Below are 19,099 nucleotides of genomic sequence, written 5' to 3' on the forward strand. Positions count from 1 at the left end.
ATGTCAAACGTAAAAACAGAGCTATTGAATAAAATTCAAGACAAGTCCGCTGTCGTCGGTATCGTCGGTTTGGGCTATGTCGGCCTTCCGCTTGCCGTGGAGTTTGCCAAGGCAGGGTACAAAACCATCGGTTTTGATGTACAGGCCAAAAAAGTGGACGCGGTGAACGCCGGTCATAACTATATCGGCGACATCGTCGGCGATACACTGAAAAATGTCGTAGAAAGCGGCAAGCTTTCCGCAACCAGCGACTTTTCCTTTATTAAGGATGTAGATGCGGTTGCCATTGCCGTTCCGACTCCGCTGGATAAATATCAGCAGCCGGATATCAGCTATGTGAAGGGCTCGACAGAGTCCGTTGCGAAGTATGTGCATAAGGGCATGGTTGTGGTTCTGGAATCCACCACTTACCCGGGCACCACGGAAGAGCTTTTATTGCCGATCCTGGAAGCAAGCGGTCTGAAATGCGGCGAGGACTTCTACCTTGCATTCTCCCCGGAGCGTGTGGATCCCGGCAACAAGCAGTACAAGACGAAGAATACCCCGAAAGTAGTGGGCGGCGTCGGTAAGGATTCTACGGAACTAGCGGCTTCCCTGTACCGCAATGTGCTGGAAGGCGGCGTTTACGAGGTTTCTTCCCCGGCGGTTGCGGAAATGGAAAAACTGCTGGAGAACACCTACCGCAACATCAACATCGGCCTTGCGAATGAAATGGCTATCATCTGCCATCGCATGGGCATCAACGTGTGGGAAGTCATTGAAGCGGCGAAGACCAAACCGTACGGCTTCCAGGCGTTTTATCCCGGCCCGGGCCTCGGCGGTCACTGCATTCCGCTTGACCCGTTCTACCTGACCTGGAAAGCGCGTGAATTCGACTACCACACCCGTCTGATCGAAACCTCCGGCGAAATTAACACCGGAATGCCGGAATACGTTGTGGACCGCGCCATGAAGGTCCTGAATCGGAATAAAACCGCTATGAACGGCGCAAAGGTGCTTGTGCTTGGCGTTGCCTACAAAGCGGATATCGACGATTACCGCGAAAGCCCGGCACTGAACGTGGTTGACCTGCTCATTAAGCAAGGAGCGAATACAGTATTCTACGATCCCTTTATTCCGGAATACCGCCACAAGGGTCAGGTACACACCGGCGAAAAGGAACTGACCGATGAGCTGCTGCAAAGTGCTGATATCGTAATCATCTGCACGGCGCATTCGTGCTTCAATTACGAACGGATTCAGAAGCTTTCCAAAGCGGTGTTCGATACCCGCAATGCGATGAAGGACGTAAAAGACCGTTCCAACATTGAACTGTTATAATGACCGTTTCCCCCGTTGAAAATAACGGGGGAATTTTGTGTGAATCGGCCGGATGCGAATGTTTTCCGGAACCGTGATTCAGAATAGAAGAAAACACAATCAAAGGGGATTACAGAATGAGTAAATTACGCTTTGCATTGATCGGCTGCGGAAGAATTTCCAAAAACCATATCGCCGCCGCGATTGCTAATCAGGAAACGATGGAGCTTGCCGTGGTGTGCGACCCGGTTCTGGAAAACGCGGAAAAGAAAGCGAACGATTATTTTCAGGCGACCGGTGTAAAACCGCTGGTATACGCCGATTACAAAAAAGCGTTGGATGAGCAGAAAATCGACTGCTGCTCCATTGCGACCGAAAGCGGCTACCACGCGGAAATTGCGCTGTACTGCATTCACCATAAGAAAAACGTGCTGGTGGAAAAGCCGATGGCGCTGAACACCGCCGACGCGGAGCAAATGATCCGCGAAGCAAAGGCAAACGGCGTTACGCTGGGTGTCTGCCACCAGAACCGCTTCAATGCGCCGATTCAGGAGCTGCATAAGGCGCTGGAGGATGGCCGCTTCGGCCGTTTGGTCAACGGTACGGCGCGCATTCTGTGGAACCGCACCATGCCTTACTATCAGCAGGCCCCGTGGCGCGGCACCTGGGCGCAGGACGGCGGCACGCTGATGAACCAGTGCATCCACAACATTGACCTGCTCCAGTGGAGCCTGGGCGGTGAACCGGATACCATTATGGCTATGACCGGCAACTACCTGCGCGACATTGAGGCAGAGGATTTTGGCTCCATTCTGATCCGCTTCAAGAACGGCGCGATCGGCATTGTGGAAGGCACTGCCTGCGTTTACCCGAAAAACCTGGAGGAAACTCTTTCCATTTTCGGTGCGACCGGTGCGGCGGTCATCGGCGGCCTTGCCGTGAACCGTGTGGAAACTTGGAACTTTGAAACCCCCGCAGAGCAGGACGAACGCGTGGCCAAGCTGGCCGGAACCGACCCGAAGGATGTTTACGGAAGCGGTCACAACCAGCTTTACGCCAACTATATCAATGCGGTCAACACGCACACCGATCCGCTGGTCAGCGGAACCGAGGGCATTAAAGCCATGAAGATTATTCTTGCCGCATACAAGTCCCAGAAGACCGGTCAGGCAGTTAAATTCGACGGCCTCAGCTTCTCCACGCTCGACATGAGCAGTGCGGACGTAAAAGTAAGATAAAGTCAGAGTAAATGGGGAAAATGAAAATGAAAATTGTTACCGTGGTGGGCGCCAGACCGCAGTTTGTCAAGGCCTCCGTCGTGTCACAGGCACTCAAATCCGTGTGTACGGAGGTGATTGTGCACACCGGCCAGCATTACGACCGCAATATGTCCGACGTATTCTTTGAGGAACTTTCCATTCCACACCCCGCTTACAATCTGGGCGTCGGCTCCGGTTCGCATGGGCACCAGACCGGCGAAATGCTGATGAAAATTGAAGACGTGATTCTGAAGGAAAAGCCGGACATCATGCTGGTTTACGGCGATACAAACTCCACGCTGGCGGGTGCGCTGGCGGCTTCTAAGCTGCACATTCCGGTGGCCCATGTGGAGGCCGGACTGCGCTCCTATAATATGCGCATGCCGGAGGAACAGAACCGCGTTTTGACCGACCATATTTCGTACTGGCTGTTCTGCCCGACCCAAACCGCGGTGGACAACCTGAAAAAAGAGGGTATCACCAAAGGCGTTAGCATCAGCGGCGACGTGATGCTGGATTCCGTTCTGCACTTTTTAAAGATGGCGCAGGCAAATCCGCAGAAAACAGCCATTTACGACCAGCTGGGCATTGCACCGAAGCAGTACCGGCTGGCAACGCTTCACCGTGCGGAAACAACCGACGGCGGTCTGGAAGCCATTATTCGGATTTTCCAGGCATTTGAGCAGCTGCCTCAGCGGGTCGTGCTGCCTATTCACCCCAGAACCAGACCACTTGCGGAGGAGGCCATTGCCAAGCAGGGCTTCCAAAACATTCAGCTGATTGACCCGGTGGGCTATTTGGAAATGCTGCTTTTAACCTCTGGTGCGTGCCAGGTGCTGACCGATTCCGGCGGGCTGCAAAAGGAAGCATGGTTTATGAATGTTCCGTGCATTACGCTCCGGCAGGAAACCGAATGGGTGGAAACACTGAACGGAAACTGGAATGTGCTTGCTAAGCTGACCACGGAAGATATTTATGAAAAGGCCATGCATACCGTGCCGGATCCCGCCGCGCGCGACAGTATGCCGTTCGGCGACGGAAAAGCGTCGGAAAAAATTGCCGCGGCTCTGGCCGAAGCCTGAACATGGGGTGCCATTAATGAACATCATTTATATCAACCATTACGCCGGTTCCGACCGGCACGGCATGGAGTTCCGCCCATACTTCATGGCAAAGCGCTGGGCGGCAGCCGGCCATAACGTTACCATGGTAGCAAGCTCTTATTCCCATTTGCGCACGAAAAATCCTGATCTGCAGGGAAACGCGACCATGGAGGAAACCATTGACGGAATCCGCTATTTCTGGATTTCCGGCCCGAAGTATGAAGGCAACGGGATAGGCCGAATAAAGAATATGCTTTCTTTTCTGCGCGGGCTTTACAAATACTCGGATCAAATTACCGTGCAGGGCAAACCGGACGCTATTATCGCGTCCTCTACTTATCCACTCGATATTTACCCCGCACACCGAATGAAAAAAAAATACGGCGGTATGCTGATTTACGAGGTGCACGACCTTTGGCCGCTCAGTCCGATTGAACTGGGGGGCATGAGCCCGAAGCACCCGTTCATTATGGTGATGCAGGCAGGCGAAAATTACTGCTACAAGCACAGCGATTATGTGGTATCCCTTCTGCCGAATGCCAAAGAGCATATGGTAGAACACGGCATGAGCCCGGAAAAATTCATCTGCATTCCGAACGGAATCGTGAAGGGCGACTGGGAAAAGCCAATGGCACAGCCCCCGGTTTACGCGGAAAAGCTGAAGCGCTACCACGATGAGGGATATTTCCTGATTGGCTACACCGGTGCGCACGGAATCGCAAATGCGCTGGACAGCTTTGTGGAAGCGGGCGAGCAGCTGCGCGGGAAAAAAATCAAGCTGCTGCTGGTTGGCCCCGGCCCGGAACGCGAACGCTTGAAGCAAAAGGTTGTCGACCTCAATTTGAGTGATACGGTCGAACTGTTGGAGCCGGTTCAGCGCGGTCAGGTGCCGGAGTTGCTGAACCAGATGGACGCGCTCTATGTCGGCTTGCAGCGCCAGCCCTTGTTCCGGTTTGGCGTTAGCCCCAATAAGCTGATGGACTATATGATGGCGGCTAAGCCGGTCATTTTTGCGATTGAAGCGCCGAACGATATGGTTGCGGACGCGAACTGCGGCATTTCCATTCCGCCGGAGGACAGCGGCGCGATTGCACAGGCGGCGCTAAAACTGGCCGCTATGCCGAAGGAGGAGTTGGAGGCAATGGGGAAGCGCGGAAAGGCGTATATTTTGGCGCACAACGAATACGACGTGCTTTCCGAGCAGTTCCTAAACGTGTTTACCCTTCCTTATACGAAGTAATTGCTGCCGGGTAACCGGATGGCAGTTTTTTGAGCCGAATATGAAATCGCGGTAAAACGTGAAGCTTCCTTGTAATTCAAGGCAGGATAAAAGATCAATGAAATCGAAAAAAGGCGGCCGTTAGGAGCGGTCAGATAGGGATTTATAATTCCTGAAAAATTCGGCATAGTCGTTGATATTCGGCTATGCCGTTTTTTCGTTTATTTTGGTAAGTCGATAGCGCCAATGCAGTTATAGAAAATTTGAATCCGCTGAGTTCTGCGGCCATCTACCTTTTCAGCCTTAAATACTATAATTTTGTCAATGAACTCTCGAATAATCTCTGCATCCAATTCTGTAATTTCTGTGTACTTTTTAACCAGTGCCAAAAAGCGGTCGGTATTGAGGGACTGTTCATTTACTGTATCAATGGTATGCTTTAATTTGGTTATCCTTTCTTCCAGTGCCTTCTGCTCGGTTTCATATTCAGCCGACATCTTGTAAAAACGCTCTTCGGGAATTTTGCCCATCACATTGTCTTCATATAGCTTTCGAATGATTTTGTCTATGTCAGCAATGCGAGTCTGTGCTTGTTCGTATTCCTTTTGACTTTGGCGGAGTTCTTTGGCAAGTTCCTTTTCTGAATTATTCATAACTATACGGATGAATTCCTGTTCATGGTCTTTGGCAAAGGAGGTTACACGTCTTAAATCTTCTAGCAAAAGCTGTTCCACTACAACATTACGTATCTGATGTGAACTGCACATACCCTTTTTCTTGCGGTAAGTCGCACAAACGAAATATTCCTTATCGTGTGTCCATCCCTTGCCTCTAACCTGATACAGCTTTGCACCACAGTCGGCACAGAACATCATGCCAGAAAGCATTCCCATTTCACCTAATCGTGATGGTCTTCGCTTGCCATCTCTAATTTTCTGCACTGTTTCCCAAGTCCCCTCATCAATAATTGCTTCATGGGTATTTTTGAAAACTAGCCAATCTTCTGGATTGTTCAATATCTTGACTTTGCTCTTATATGACTTTTTAGAAGTCTTGAAATTCACCGTGTGACCTAGATATTCCATTTTAGCCAAAATATCTGCTACGGTACGAGCCGACCAAGCATATGGATTTTCTGGTGGTCTTGCTGGAGTGTTAATACCCATTTTGCGAAGATGAACCGTAGGTGTATCAATGCATCGCTTTTCAAGTTGCTTTGCTATCTGCGTGGGTCCAAAACCAGCCATGCACAGTCGGAAAATATCTCTGACCACTTCGGCGGCTTTCTCATCTATTATCCAGTGCAACTTATCTTCAGGGTCTTTAATATAACCGTAAGGCGGATTGGTGCAGAGTGGTTTACCGGACTGTCCCTTGGATTTGAACACAGCACGGATTTTCTTGCTAGTATCCTTAGCATACCATTCATTAATAATGTTAAGAAACGGTGTAAAGTCACTGTCTGCTTGGTTTGCACTATCAATACCGTTGTTAATAGCAATGAATCGTACATCTGCTTCAGGAAACATAATCTCTGTGTAATAGCCTACTTTGAGGTAATCCCTGCCGAAGCGGGACATATCCTTAATGATAATCGTTCCAATTCTACCGGACTCTACATCTGCAATCATGCGGTTAAAGTCTGGTCTATCAAAAGTTGTACCGCTGACCCCATCATCCACATAAAATTCGATGTTGCGAAAACCGTTGTCCTCAGCATATTTTTTTAGAATTGTCTTCTGGTTTACTATGCTGTTGCTGTCTCCTGCAAGCTCATCATCACGGGAAAGCCTGCAGTAAAGAGCAGTAATTTTCGCTTCTTCAAATGCTATTGTTGATTTACGTATAGTGCTAAATGTTGACTGTCTATTCATTTTTCTCCTCCATTTCCGACAGTCTTCAAGCGGTTTAGCACTATGTATATTACCGTACTACCTTGAAGAAGTCGAGTTGATTTCCGTGGATTTATTTGAACTATCTGATAACTTTGAAAGGCTTTTTGCGTTGACTGTAATCAGTCGTTTCAGCTTGGAATATGCACTTTCCTTTGCTGAAACACTTATTCGTGATTCCACCACATAGACCGTACCTCCAATATCGGATTTGGTTGTGCGACTGTTAATTTGGTTTTCCATATCGTGACCTCCTGTACGATGTTTTGAAGGAACTGGCACTGAACCGAATCAATGATCCAGTGCTAATCCATTATTTAAGCTTTTATTTGTAATATTTTCAGAGCATCCGGTTGAATTAGCTTGCCATCCAATCTCTCGTAAGCAGAAAAGCCAATTTGCCCCTGCAATGCATATAACTCACTTAATTTTTTTATCGTTATTGGTTGACGTTCAATCAGCCAGTAGTATGATAAATCTCCAAATACAAGGCTTTTTGCTCCTGCTGATACTGTAGGCATATATGGAGAGGTAACTACAGGCTTTCCGAAGATGGTGTTATCTGAAGGATTCCACAGATAACTGCCGCTTGTATCCTTAAGGGTTCTAAGAAGCATAGCTGTATTATCGTGCATGATAAACACAGCGTTATTTCGGTATTCATCTTTTAATGAAAAATACAGAGAGATAATCTCGTCAAAAGAGATGGCAGCACTATCTGCTGTAGTTACATCTGCATCTGCTGTAAGGATACCTGTTGGCTGTGTTGTGCCATTTCCATTAAGTAATGCATTTTCCTCAGCCTTGCCAAAACGCTTCGCAAAATCACTCATCAGATACTTTTCAAGATTAAAGTTAATATCGGTGACGAATGAGCGGTTTAGCTTGACAAGAGATGCCAGCTTGTATGATTTCACCAGAAACTGTGTAAATGTATCGGCGCTTTCGGGGATTGGATCCCCGTCTTCAACCCAATCTGCTGTACCCGTTGAGGATACCGCTTGAATTTTACCTTCTGCAGAAGATAGATTGATAACAGTAGCAAATCTGCGGAATATATTCTCCTTTGCCAAAGCAGTGTTAAAGCCTTCTCGGAACTCGTCTGGTGCGACATAGGCTCCTGCATTATCAAAGCCCTCGCTTAGATTTTGATTATTTTCTTCTTTTCCTTTCATAACATTCCAAAACGCTCTATTATAAGTTGTTGATGTTGCCATAATCGTTTACCTCCTAAATTAAAATGGATTGTGGGGTATATACCCCGTTTGAAACCGCGTTTTTTTACGCGTTGCCCCACGCCCGTTGTCCAGATGAAAAGGTGTGGAGATTTGACCTCCCCTAGGGGCTGGTATTAACACATGGAGTCATATCCAGTGGTTTTAAGCTTTGTAGCAAGATGTAGCAGGTAAAAACTAAACTCTCTATACGAGAGTGATTTTTTATATAACCTGTTTTTCTTGCTACAAGCTGCTACACTGTGTTTAAATAAGAAAAAACTCTTCTTCTGTCAGCTTATATCCGATAAGCATTGTGGTCATTCCACCACCAGAACGTGGTCGTTTCCTTTCTACACGGGCGATAGCTGTTAATGCCTGTTTGAAGTTTCTTGCATTCTCCGAATAACATCCATTGGCACTGCACCAACGCTGATACCGGGCATACACTTCGGATGTCCGCACCTCACTATTAGGACTTTCCTCCAAGGCATCCTCGAAAAATAATGCTATTTTATCGCTGTCACGCTTATAAGCCTCCGTTGCTGTCTTAACGGAATCAGGTAAAATTAAGCCTTCCTTTTTTAACAGCTGATAGCCTTCAATTAGCCAGTTGAGGATAGCACTCTGATTCTTCGCTTTGGCGAATTCACGTTTTAAGTTTTTATCCTGCTCGCTTTCATCAAAGTGTCGTTCAAAAGGGATGATTACCACTCTGCCACTGGAAAACAGTGTCATATCCGTAATAACGGGCAGATAATTGGTGTTGATATACAGCTTAAACTTTGGTGAAAAGTCAAAAGAATTCTCATGTAGAAACCTTGCGTTGATGGTGTCACCACCCGTCATGCTTTTTACCTGTGCAGCATTTAAGACAAGTCCTCTGCTAGGTTCGGAGATATTCACAAAGCGTACTCCTGCAAGCCGGGCAATATCTTCACTTGGACTTGAACTGTTATTGTTCTTTTTCAGACTGATAGTCTCTGGCCTTGCGGTACAGCCATAACTGCCTAATACCTTAAGAATGCTCTCACATAGCGTACCTTTACCATTTCGAGTTGTAGCACCATAGAGAACAAACAGGCATTCATACCGAGTGTCTCCGCTGATACTGTAGCCAAAGGCTTTTTGGAGGAATTTTGCCTTTTCCTCATCTCCGCTCATAATCTCATGAATAAATCTATCCCATCGCTCGCTTTTTGCTTCTGGGTCATATTTAACACCAGATATCTTTGTAAGCCTGTCCTCGCTGTTATGGGGACGAAAATCCATAGACATTAAAAACAATGTGCCATTGGCACAGTTGAGCATAAGTGGGTCTTGGTCAAATTCAGCCATTGATATGGGATATACGCTCTGTGCATCCTTAAGCACCGTTTCTCGGTATCTTCTTGACTGCCACTTTCGGCAATAGTCAATGTATGCCTTTCTTTGATGTTCATCTTGAATAGTCAAAGCATAGGTTAGCAGTTGATTAGCCAATGATTTACACATTTCCATTACTTTGAGATTACCGACATCAGGAATCCAAATGCCATTCTCATAGCAAAACCACATCTTCCTTTCGGGAACAAAGCGGGCAAAAGACTTATAATAATCAGCAAACAACCTGCTTGCCCCAATATCCGTCCAAGGGTAGCGATCGTTACTCTCAGGCTTAAAGCCAGCAAGGGAACATTCACCAAAATCTTCTGTAGCTGATGAATGTATACCACCCGGTTTGTATATCTCAGTAGCATTTGCGATTGCTTTTTCTATGGTTATCATTCCATAAGTACTGCCGGACTGTGGTCTATTCCATTTATCTCGCATTAGGCCGCTCTGCCGGAAAAGTCTGTCTATCTGTCCAATATCCCTGCCACACCAAAATGCCAGCATACCGCAAAGTGCCAAATCAGCTTCACTTGCAGAAGCATAGCCTGACGTATCTCCTTGCCATAATGCTTTGAATTTTTCTCCATTTGCTGATTTTAATGCCTTCTCAATAACAGACTTGTCAGATAGATAGGATCGGCTTTCTGTATCCAGTAGTTGCTTCACAGGGGTAGGACGCAACATATACTTGTCTAGTATCATCTGTAGTTCATTCGATTTCTCCGATATATCACCATCTACAAATACATTGCCTGTTACGGTAACAAAACGATTTGTTGCTCCAGCCACATAAACCTCAACTCCCAGCTTTCTGTTATTGATATAGTATTTTGTTTTGTCAAAGTCATAGTCAGTGGCCTTAAAGAAAATATGCAACCCTTTCCCAGATGGACTGTGTTCCATATAGCAACCACTAAAAGCGTCTACAACACTTTGGGAAATAGGCTTAAGCTTACCGCTGCTATCAAAGCAATCATCTAAGTCGATAACACATATGTCATTACCCACCAAAAATCCGATACCGTCATAATCACTTATAGCAGCTACCGCCGAACTAAAATCTTTAAATGTACCACGTTGATTTGGTTTTGCCCTTTTTCCTGTTATCGGGTTATAGGGAACTTTGGTTTTTCTACCACTTCGCTCTTCATATTTCCAACAGCAAAACTGTGGCTTACTTTTAAGTATCTGTGGCAAGTTATCATATTGTGTTTTCAGTTACTTCACCTCCTTGCCTTTTATAAATGACCCGAAACACTACTGTTCCAGAGGGTTTGCCTTGTTTGACACAACCTCGTTATCTTTCAAGGAATACGCTCGGAATTATCGTCATGGCATATTCTGCTTGAAGTATCTCTTGCATTTCGGGGTATTCAGTTGTCAAGGAGCAGTGAGAGAAAAACTATGTTTTCATTGATTGTTCATGAGAAAGGCAGATCCACAGAGTTTGCTAAGGTAATTTCCTCTCATCCTCCACAGGCCTCAAACCTGCAGTTTGAGTACAGGAACAAATATTTCTGTGAATTGCTTTCCTCTACTAATAGCCGAAATTATTAACCCCTTAGCTAATGCCACAGCAAATAGCTTACTCGAATGGTCAAGCAAAGTATTTTCCTCTCACCTTATAGCCTTGGTAGGGCACATTAGTTGAGGATTTTCTAAAAATATTTTTCTTCCTCATCCATAAGCGAAGAATTCTATTGATTCGAACCCCTAAAATAAAAAATAGCCTGTCTTTTTTCCAGAAAAGACGGCTGTAATGTTTATGCTTTTGCTCAAATTTGAGCGAAAGTGGTATTAAATTTAAGAAGGCTTAATGCTGTAGTTTTGGATTTTTCAATTAGACTTTTCGACTTTTTTGTCTAAAAGCTTTAATTCGAACATCTTAAGATAAATGCGTAAATAGAAAATTGTGATTGAAATAGACGAAAAATAATGTGAGATTAAAAATTTATACTGTTTATAGCGTGTTTTTGTGATATAATTATTAATATTTGTGGGAGGTGCAAAAAATGGCAATACATTATAACAAGCTATGGAAGCTGCTAATTGATAAGAATATGAAAAAGAAAGATTTGCAACGCCTTTCCGGTGTTAGCTCGGCAACTATCACAAAGCTTGGCAGAAACGAAAATGTAAATACAGAAATACTTCAAAAAATATGCACAGCATTAGAATGTGACATTTGTGATATTTTAGAGTTTGTACCTGATAAAATTGAGAAAGGCAAGGTGAATGATAACAATGATTAAGGATATTATGAATGCCAATGATAGTGCAACGCCGAACTGTCGAGAAATGGCTGTATTAAAAGAAAATTTCCCCTCATGTTTTAAGGCAGATGGGTCCTTTGATATTGAACGGTTTAAGGAATTTTTAAGTGATAAGATTGCTGTCACAGGAGAGGGTTATGAACTCAAGTTTTTAGGAAAAAATTATGCCCGATTGTTGGCTTCGATTGATACTACAACTGTTGTTGTGCCAGACGAGGAACATAACTCAAAATCAGAAAATATGAACAGTGAAAACATCTACATAAGTGGCGATAATCTTGATGGGTTAAAGCATCTCTTGAAGTCCTATTCACGTCAAGTTAAATGTATTTATATTGATCCTCCTTATAACACTGGAACAGATGGATTTGTGTATAATGACCAGTTCAATTTTACTGTGGAAGAACTTTCGGAAAAATTAAGTATTAGAGAAGAACAGGCACAACGTATTTTAGACTTAACAAAGCGTGGTTCGGCTTCTCATTCTGCGTGGTTAATGTTTATGTACCCACGTCTTTTACTGGCTAGGGATTTACTTAAGGATGATGGGATTATATTTATTTCTATTGATGATAATGAGCAAGCCAATCTTAAACTGATATGTGATGATGTCTTCGGAGAAAATAATTTCTTGACTTGCATTTCGCGTGCAACAGGTACTCCAACTGGCGGAGGTTTTGATGGTCTTGTTAATGAATTAGACTATATGCTTGTATACGCAAGAAATATTACCGCTGCTGTAATCAATGGATTAGCTATGAATGAAGATGATGCAAGAATATATAATCAGATTGATGAAGATGGAAATAGATATTTAACTCGATCACTACGTAGAACTGGTGGTGAAGATAGACGTGAAGATAGGCCAACCATGTACTATCCATTAATTGCTCCAGATGGTACTGAGGTCTATCCTATTGGTCCTACTGGATATGAGAGCAGATGGATATGTGCTCCAGAGACAGCAAAAAAGCTCGAGGAAGATGGATTGATTGAATGGAGAAAAACTGATTTGCTTGGGAAAAAAGTTTGGCACCCATATCAAAAATATTATTTAGAAAATCGAACAAAAGCACCAGGGAACATATGGCAAGACTTTTTCTGGCCACCAGATGACACAAATCATGAATTTCTTTGGACTGATATCGAAGGCAATAAAAAGGCAACAAGAGATATTAGAGATCTATTTGACGGGCAAAAAGTTTTTGAAACAGCAAAACCTATTGGTTTGTTAGAAAAAGTACTTACAATTGGAAGTAATGATGGGGATATAATAGTTGACTTTTTTTCTGGCAGTGCAACTACTGCTCATGCAATCATGAGAATGAATGCAGTAACCCAAGGAAAACGAAAATATATACTTATACAGCTACAAGAGCCTGTAAAGCCAGGAAGTGATGCAGAAAAAGCAGGATACACTACCATAGACCAAATCGGCATGGAGCGCATACTACGAGCAGCTGTAAAAATAAGAGAAAAGTATCCAGATACAACAGTTGACCTTGGCTTTAAGCACTATACATTGGTTGAGCCTGAGCAAAACACTCTAGACAAGCTTGAAAAGTTTGACCCTACTGAAAATAAATTATTTGCTGACAAAGACATTCTTAGTGATTTTGGAAAACCTACCGTCCTTGCAACGTGGCTTGTTAGAGATGGATATGGACTTACAGCAGAAGCTGAGGAGTTAAATTTTGCTGGATACAATGGCTATTATATAGGAAAACATCTTTACCTAATTGACCCGGAATTGTCTAATAAGGCGATTGAAGCCATTGTAGTAAAATATGAAACTGACGGCAGCTTTAATCCTGAGAACGTGGTGTTATTCGGTTATAGTTTTACATGGACGGAAATGGAAGCTTTAAAAATTAATTTGAAACGGTTGAAGGATACAGAGAAAAACTTGCGTATCAACTTCGATATCCGTTATTGATTGGAGGGTATGTTATGGAACTTATCCTACAACGAGGATTACCACACCAACAAAAAGCTGTAGATGCAATAAGTGCTGCTTTGAATGGGGTACAGATAACTTCTCCTGTACAATTTTATGAAAACCCAAGTATTTCTCTTTCTGATCCTAAACTAGCTGCAAATATTAGAGAAATTCAAAAAAATATACCTTCAGAATATCGAAGCAGTATGCCTATTGGTGACTGCTTGAATATTGATATTAAAATGGAAACTGGTACAGGAAAGACTTACGTTTATACTCATACTATATATGAGCTTCATAAACGTTACGGACTTAATAAGTTTATTATCGCTGTACCTTCACTTGCGATTAAAGCAGGAACTGCACAGTTTTTGCGTGATGAATATGTAAAGCGACATTTTTCCGATGTTTGTGGCTATGGTACAGAAATTGAGGTTGGAGTACTAGAAGCGCCAAAAAACAAGAAAAAGGGGCGCTCCTATTTCCCGAGTGTTGTGAGCGACTTTGTAAAAGGTTCTTGCCAGAACACGAAGAAGATTTATGTATTATTAGTTAATATGCAACTACTTGTTGTCCGATCAAATGGTATGCTTAGCCGTGACGACTATGATTATGGAGTAGAAGGTTTTTATAGACCACTTGAGGCTATTCGTGCAACAAACCCTGTTGTTATTATTGATGAGCCACATAGATTTTCTCGTGACCAGAAGGCATTTAAGGTTATCGTTGATGAAATAAAACCACAGTGTATTATACGCTTTGGTGCTACCTTCCCTGAAACTACAAGTGGACGTGGAAAAAACAAAATAACCGTAAAAGACTACCAAAACCTGCTCTATGATTTAAATGCCTGTGAATCTTTTAATCAAAATTTGATAAAGGGAGTAACGAAGGAGCATTTTGAACCGGTATCCAAGCGTGAAGAAAAGGTGAAAATCACTTCCATCACAAGCAAGGATTCTGTTACCTTTCAGTATAAAAAGCGTGATGAATCGACTAAAACATTTACTCTTAAAACTGGAGATTCACTATCTATCATTAATGAAGCTTTCGAGGGAATTACGGTTCATGCTATTGGCAAATCAACAGTTGAGTTTTCTAATGGTATTCAAAAGTCAACTGGTGAGGAATTGGATGTGGATATCTATATGACCTCTTATCAAGAGCAGATGATGCGTCTTGCCCTTGAGCGTCATTTTGAAACAGAAAAAATAAACTTCTGTGGTCGCAATTTCAAGATCAAGACATTGGCATTATTTTTTATCGATGATATATCATCATATCGACCAAACGAGGAAGGTAAAACCCCTTATCTATTACAAGCTTTTGAGAGATTGCTTAAGGAACGGATAGAATCGGTGCTATCTACCCTCAGTGAGCATGATACTGAATATCGGGCATATCTGGAAGCAAGTCTTGCAGATATTTCTGCTTGCCATGCAGGCTATTTTTCACAGGACAATAGCGATTCGGATGAAGATATAGCAAAAGAAGTAGAAACTATCCTTCATGGAAAAAAACACCTTCTCTCTTTCAAGAATAAAGACGGTAGCTATAACACTTTACGTTTTCTATTTTCAAAATGGACACTTAAAGAGGGCTGGGATAACCCTAATGTATTTACGATAGCTAAACTTCGTTCTAGTGGAAGTGAAAACAGTAAACTGCAAGAGGTTGGACGAGGTTTACGACTGCCTGTAGATGAGAATGGTAATCGAATCTCCAATGAAGAATTCCAGCTTAATTATATTGTCGACTTCACAGAGGCAGACTTTGCTAAACGATTAATAGACCAAATAAACGGAGAAATTCCACAAGCTTCTTCTATTAGCGAAGAAAGATTGGAACAAGTGGCCAAGAAGCTTGGCATGACTTCAGATGAACTTTTTGATGCACTATATGATAAACATTACATAGACAGGCGATTAAATATAAAACCCGATACAAGGGACGCTTTCTTTGCAGAATACCCGGACTTTGCTACAGGATTGTCTTCAGGTAAGGTAAAAGACCGAAATGTAGCAAAACCAAGACCTGTAAAAATCCGCAAAGCTGTTTACAGTGAAATACGCGAATTATGGGAAGCAATCAATCAACGATACCTACTTTTCTATGATGATGATCTGGATGCTGATATGGCTAAAGTTGTTTTATCTTTGCTGGAAAAACCCGGTGTTTTTACAGACGTTGTCATGACTAGCTCCAGAGATATCGTTAAGAGCGATGGCTCACAGATGATGATTGTTTCAGATACAGGTGCCCAATATATAGTATCCAAACCTATTCCCTACAATGAATTTCTTAAGAGGATCACAAATGCTACAAACATTCCAATTAAAGTATTGCATGAGGCATTGTGTGAGTATGTTAAGAGGAATGGAACTATAAATCCAGAACGTATTAATGAAAATTCTGTCAGCATGTTTATCCAACAATTTCATGACTGGAGAAGCAATAATTTGCAAGGTCGATTCCATTATGCAAAAAGCAATACGCCTGTTGGTGCAACAGCACTCACCTATTCAGACGGTTCTCCACGTGAAGATATTGCGCAGGGACGTATTGGCACAAAGATAGTTCCGGGAACTCCAAGTGAGAAGTATTTATATGATGCTTTCGCTTATGACTCACCGTTGGAACAAAAAAATATTATGTCGGACATCGAAGAAGTCATTGTATATGGAAAAATTCCACGTAGCAGCATTGCCATACCAACTATTACCGGTGGAATGTACAGTCCAGACTTCATGTATGTTGTAAGAAAGGCTTCCGGTGAGAAAGAGCTTAACATTGTAGTCGAAACAAAAGACGTAGAAAATAAATCCGACTTACGTGGTACAGAAAAAGCAAAAATTGATTGTGCTCGTGTTTTCTTTGATATGCTCTCGAAAGATGGATACACTGTTTATTTCCGTGATCAGTTAAACAACAAACAGATGGCTCAGATTATTAAGGAAGTATTGGCAGAGTAATTTAATTTAGGGGGGTGAAAGATTGAGGTTAGAAGCATTTTTAATTAAACATTATCGGTCGATAGAAAAAGTGGCTCTTAAACTTCCTCAAAATAAGCCACTTGTCCTATTTGGACCGAATAACGCAGGAAAATCTAATATATTATCAGCTATAAATAGATTACTTGGTGAAAGGTATCCAACAAATATTGAGATGTTGGAAAGTGATTACTTTAAACGTAATCAAAGTGAATATCCTACCGCACAGATAACTGCTAAATTTTCTGAGCCTTTACATTATGATAGTAGAGGGAATGGACATGATGTGATAACTATAAGTTATAATTATAATGGACAGGCTAATAATAATCTTTTTCACGATGTTAATGGAAATAGGTTATATATAAAAAATGAAGAGCGTTCCGCTTGTCAATCTTACTTGATTGATGCTGAAAGAAATATCCAGAGTGCTTTTAATTATAGTAGTAGCTACTCTCTGTTAAGCAAGTTTTCAAAGAAGATACATGAAGCCTTAAGTACAGAGCATAAAGATGAATTATCACAAGCCTTTAATCAAATTACAGCATCCTTTGAACAGACTGATGAATTCTCTGGTTTTTTTAATCGATTTTCTGAAGCTCTAAAGGGAGCGGTAAAAGGGTTTGTTCATTCATTGGCTGTGGATTTTTCAGCCTATGATCCAAACAATTATGCAAAGTCACTTCGGATCTATGCAAAAGAGGGAGATAATATTCGTGGATTTGAAGAATTCGGCACTGGTGAACAGCAAGTCTTATTAATGGCTTTTGTTAAAGCATATATGGAAGTATTCACTGGTGAAAACTTTGTGTTGATTATTGAAGAACCAGAAGCCCATCTTCATCCCTTAGCTCAAAGATGGTTAAAGGAATATGTTGTGGATATGTGTTCATGTGGTATTCAAGTAATCATTTCAACACATTCCGCAGAATTCATAGATGCAGAATACTTAGACGGACTTGTTCGAGTACATAAAGAGGGTGGAGTTACTAAAGCAATACAACTATCCGCTCAGCAACTTTGCGATTTTTGTATAGGGTCAGGTGTTCCAGAGAATTGTGTGTCACCAGAAAATATAGTTGATTTTTACTCGACAAAACTATTTTCAGACCAGTTAAAAGGAATGTTTGCCGAAACAATCATTTTAGTGGAGGGAGCTACTGAATATTTTGCTCTGCCAGTGTATTTGAAACGTAGTGGGTATTCTTTAGCTGAACATGGAACCGAAATTGTTAATTGTCGCGGTAAGGATGCAATCCCCTTGTACTGGAGGTTATTTAAAGCATACGGTTATAATTGTTATGCTATATTTGATTGTGACAGGAATGCATCAAAGACTAGGGATGTGTTTAATGGCATCTTTTGCGAAGAAGAATGGGATACAGAAACTGAAAATTGTATTGTTAGAGCCGATTATGCATACTTCGGTAAAGACTTTGAATCCTATTTGCGTACAGCAATAGAGGATTATACTTCAATGGAACAAACTATTTCTGAAAAATATCATATTTCTTCAAAGCCAGGAAAAGCTAAAGCTATTGCACAACATATAGAGGAAATTCCTCATTTTATTAAGGATATTGCAGATAAACTATTAATTATAGAACTATTGGGACAAAATTAGCTGAATGTTAAAAAGACCACACAGGAGTATAAAAACTCTTATGTGGTCTTTTTTGCCCCGCTTGAAGCTGTTCATTTAAGTTTTTCTTCAATCCCTAAGTGAACGCTTCTTTTGGCCGCCTTTTTTCATTCGATTCCAAGTTCGTTCATTTTTTCCCGCAGCTTAATAAAGTCATCAAACGCCGCCGGTTTGTTGTTCGGGTTACGCAGCAACGCGGCGGGGTGCAGGGTCGCCATCATCAACACGCCGTTTTTCTCAAAGAAAATGCCGTGCTCCTTCATGATTTTTAGGTCCGGCTTAATCAGCTTCATGCCGGAAATCCGGCCGAGGCAAACGATGATTTTTGGCCGCATTAGGGCAACCTGATTGCGCAGCCAGCCGATGCAGAGTTCCTGTTCCTCCGGCAGCGGGTCGCGGTTTTTCGGCGGGCGGCATTTTACGGTGTTGCCAATGTAAATGTTGCGCTCCCGGCTTAAATCTACCGCGTCCAGCATTTTATCCAGCAGCTGGCCGCTGCGGCCCACAAAGGGAAGGCCTTGCAAATCTTCCTGTTCCCCGGGGCCTTCGCCGACAAACAGGACTTTCGCATTTCTATTTCCTCCGCCGAACACCACGTGGGTGCGGCCTTCACACAGACCACACTTTCTGCACATAAGGCAGGCGGATTCCAGTTCTTCCCAGGTTTGATACATGGATTGCGGCTCCTTTATCATAAGAAAAATTATTAGGTCAAAACGCTGCGCGTCGGCCAGCAAATCGGCATATAGCCGAAATGAGTTTTCGTCGCAGAAAAATTGCGTCCGCTACAGCGGAAAGGCGCTGCGCGCCGTACAGCAATTTCCAAATGAGAAATCAGCGTTAGCTGATTTCTCTATTATACCATACCCCATCTTTTTTAAAAAGTATGTTTTTA

The 19,099-nt window shown here is 42.8% G+C and carries 13 protein-coding genes; 8 read left to right on the forward strand and 5 right to left on the reverse strand.

The features are described 5' to 3' along the window. The 4 genes from ACSVDI_RS05590 to ACSVDI_RS05605 all read left to right on the forward strand — a co-directional run bounded on the left by ACSVDI_RS05590 (position 1) and on the right by ACSVDI_RS05605 (position 4,901). On the forward strand, positions 1-1,320 hold the full coding sequence (locus ACSVDI_RS05590; RefSeq protein WP_457945337.1) for a nucleotide sugar dehydrogenase: 1,320 nt from the start codon (positions 1-3) through the stop codon (positions 1,318-1,320). A 116-nt stretch (positions 1,321-1,436) separates the two neighbouring features. After that, positions 1,437-2,537 carry a Gfo/Idh/MocA family protein gene (locus ACSVDI_RS05595; protein ID WP_457945338.1) on the forward strand — a complete coding sequence of 367 codons (1,101 nt, stop codon included), beginning with the start codon at positions 1,437-1,439 and terminating at the stop codon, positions 2,535-2,537. A 26-nt stretch (positions 2,538-2,563) separates the two neighbouring features. Continuing rightward, a complete protein-coding gene (wecB, locus tag ACSVDI_RS05600) occupies positions 2,564-3,640 on the forward strand; it encodes a non-hydrolyzing UDP-N-acetylglucosamine 2-epimerase (protein ID WP_457945339.1) in 1,077 nt (358 codons plus the stop codon). Between the two features lie 16 nt (positions 3,641-3,656). Further along, positions 3,657-4,901, forward strand: a complete 1,245-nt coding sequence (locus ACSVDI_RS05605) for a glycosyltransferase family 4 protein (RefSeq protein ID WP_457945340.1) — start codon at positions 3,657-3,659, stop codon at positions 4,899-4,901. A 200-nt stretch (positions 4,902-5,101) separates the two neighbouring features. Here ACSVDI_RS05605 and ACSVDI_RS05610 read toward each other — a convergent pair whose 3' ends face one another. From ACSVDI_RS05610 to ACSVDI_RS05625, 4 genes are all read right to left on the reverse strand, one after another. Then, positions 5,102-6,754: a DUF4368 domain-containing protein gene (locus ACSVDI_RS05610; protein ID WP_457945341.1), complete on the reverse strand. Its 1,653-nt coding sequence runs from the start codon at positions 6,752-6,754 to the stop codon at positions 5,102-5,104. Positions 6,755-6,811: 57 nt separating this feature from the next. Next, positions 6,812-7,015 carry a transposon-encoded TnpW family protein gene (locus ACSVDI_RS05615; RefSeq protein ID WP_138205822.1) on the reverse strand — a complete coding sequence of 68 codons (204 nt, stop codon included), beginning with the start codon at positions 7,013-7,015 and terminating at the stop codon, positions 6,812-6,814. 74 nt (positions 7,016-7,089) lie between these two features. After that, the gene (locus ACSVDI_RS05620) at positions 7,090-7,989 is read right to left on the reverse strand and encodes a phage major capsid protein (protein ID WP_457945342.1); all 900 of its coding nucleotides are present in this window, start codon (positions 7,987-7,989) and stop codon (positions 7,090-7,092) included. A gap of 264 nt (positions 7,990-8,253) precedes the next feature. Continuing rightward, the gene (locus ACSVDI_RS05625; protein WP_457945343.1) at positions 8,254-10,557 is read right to left on the reverse strand and encodes a phage/plasmid primase, P4 family; all 2,304 of its coding nucleotides are present in this window, start codon (positions 10,555-10,557) and stop codon (positions 8,254-8,256) included. A gap of 815 nt (positions 10,558-11,372) precedes the next feature. Between ACSVDI_RS05625 and ACSVDI_RS05630 the strand changes: the two genes are divergently transcribed. The 4 genes from ACSVDI_RS05630 to ACSVDI_RS05645 are packed head-to-tail and all read left to right on the forward strand — an operon-like array spanning position 11,373 to position 18,186. Continuing rightward, positions 11,373-11,612: a helix-turn-helix domain-containing protein gene (locus ACSVDI_RS05630; protein WP_012103576.1), complete on the forward strand. Its 240-nt coding sequence runs from the start codon at positions 11,373-11,375 to the stop codon at positions 11,610-11,612. Beyond that, positions 11,605-13,569 carry a DNA methyltransferase gene (locus ACSVDI_RS05635; RefSeq protein ID WP_457945344.1) on the forward strand — a complete coding sequence of 655 codons (1,965 nt, stop codon included), beginning with the start codon at positions 11,605-11,607 and terminating at the stop codon, positions 13,567-13,569. Before ACSVDI_RS05630 ends, ACSVDI_RS05635 begins: the two co-directional genes overlap by 8 nt. 14 nt (positions 13,570-13,583) lie before the next feature. After that, entirely contained in the window at positions 13,584-16,544 is a 2,961-nt protein-coding gene (locus ACSVDI_RS05640; RefSeq protein ID WP_457945345.1) for a type III restriction-modification system endonuclease, read from the forward strand. A gap of 22 nt (positions 16,545-16,566) precedes the next feature. Then, positions 16,567-18,186, forward strand: a complete 1,620-nt coding sequence (locus ACSVDI_RS05645; protein WP_024833756.1) for an ATP-dependent nuclease — start codon at positions 16,567-16,569, stop codon at positions 18,184-18,186. A 125-nt stretch (positions 18,187-18,311) separates the two neighbouring features. On the opposite strand, the gene ACSVDI_RS05650 is transcribed toward ACSVDI_RS05645, so the two are convergent. Next, complete coding sequence (locus ACSVDI_RS05650; RefSeq protein WP_457945346.1) at positions 18,312-18,878, reverse strand: uracil-DNA glycosylase; 567 nt, start codon at positions 18,876-18,878, stop codon at positions 18,312-18,314. Between the last annotated feature and the right edge of the window lie 221 nt (positions 18,879-19,099).

The organism is Caproiciproducens sp. LBM24188 (assembly GCF_054130445.1).